Origin of the sequence: Brevundimonas sp. (assembly GCF_030656255.1) — a bacterium.
In the GTDB taxonomy this organism is placed as follows: Bacteria; Pseudomonadota; Alphaproteobacteria; order Caulobacterales; family Caulobacteraceae; genus Brevundimonas.
This window is the reverse complement of record NZ_JAUSOE010000067.1, coordinates 1-1,310: the sequence shown is the minus strand read 5'-3', so window position 1 is coordinate 1,310 and position 1,310 is coordinate 1. Positions and strand designations below refer to the sequence as shown.

2 protein-coding genes are annotated in these 1,310 nt (G+C 67.8%); one reads left to right on the top strand and one right to left on the bottom strand.

The window, feature by feature from the left end:
- A partial coding sequence (locus tag Q7J26_RS07190; RefSeq protein WP_304935804.1) for a response regulator transcription factor occupies positions 1-562 on the bottom strand: 562 nt, incomplete at its 3' end.
- A 62-nt stretch (positions 563-624) separates the two neighbouring features.
- Here Q7J26_RS07190 and Q7J26_RS07185 point away from each other — a divergent pair.
- Positions 625-1,310: protein-disulfide reductase DsbD N-terminal domain-containing protein (locus tag Q7J26_RS07185; protein ID WP_304935803.1), on the top strand; the 686-nt coding region annotated here is incomplete at its 3' end.

Genomic DNA, 1,310 nt, shown 5'->3' with positions numbered 1-1,310 from the left:
TGGAGCCGATCTCCTCCTGCCAGCCGTAGAGGCGTTCTTCCAGCTGACTGCGCGAGAGGACCTGTGCGGGCCGTTCCATCAGGGCCTCCAGGATAGCGAACTCACGTCTCGAGAGGGGCAGGTCGCCCTCTTCGCGCCAGGCCAGACGCGACTTGGGATCGATGGTCACTCCACCGTGTCGCAAGGCGGGTGTCGAGCGTCCAAGCAGGCGACGCCGCACCGCGCGCAGTCGCGCCGCCAATTCGTCGAGATCGAAGGGCTTGCCGACATAGTCGTCTGCGCCGGCGTCCAGACCCAGAATGCGGTCCCGACTGTCGTCGCGCGCCGACAAGACCACCACCCCGACATCCATGTCGCGCTCGCGAACGAAGCGCAGCACCGAGAGGCCGTCGCCGTCGGGCAGGCCCAGGTCCAGCACGACCGCATCGAACTCCGAACTCTCAAGCGCCGCGAGGGCGTCCTCGACCCGCCCGACGACCTCGACCGTCCAGCCGCAGGCGCTGAGCCCGACCTGGAGGCCGTCAGCGAGAACGGGATCGTCTTCTATGGCGAGCAATCTCATGCGGTGTGACGTGCAAGCTCCGGCTTAAGCCTGACTTAAGCTCGCTTGCCGACGAGATGGCCATGAGGTTTTTCCACCGACTGCTGCCCGCCGCTCTCGCTCTTCTGTCCTTCGCCCTGCCGGGTTCGGCCTTGGGTCAGGCTCCGCTTTCGCCTGACAAGGCCTTCGCCCTGACGGTGACGCGTGAGGCTGACGGCAACCTGGCCTTCGCCTGGGACATTGCGCCTGGCCATTATCTTTATCGTGACCACACCGTCGCCAGCACGCCGGGCGGGAAGGAGTCTCTGCAGCTGGAACTGGCCGCCGGCGAAACCAAGGACGATCCGGGCTTCGGCGTCGTCGACGTCTGGCATGACGCGGGTCGCGCGACCCTGTCGGCGCAGACGCTGACGCAGGCCGGCGAGCCGACGTCGGTCAACATCACCTATCAGGGCTGCCTCGAAGACTCGATCTGCTACCCGCCGATGACGCGCACCATCGACGTGCCGACCCGGCCGCAGTCCGACGTGGCCGAGCGGGAGGCCGATGCGCAGACCGCACAGGCCGCGGCCATGCTGGCGATCCACGCGCCGGGCGCTACACCCGCGCAAGAGAACGACGAGGGAGCGGCGGCGCCTTCGCCGGTCGCGTCATCGCCGGCGGTCACTCTGGACGCCAACCCGGGCTTCGTCGATCGCCTGGCGCTGCAGGGTGGGGCGACCTGGGTCCTGCTCGCCTTCTTCGGCTTTGGCGTGCTGCTGGCTTTCAC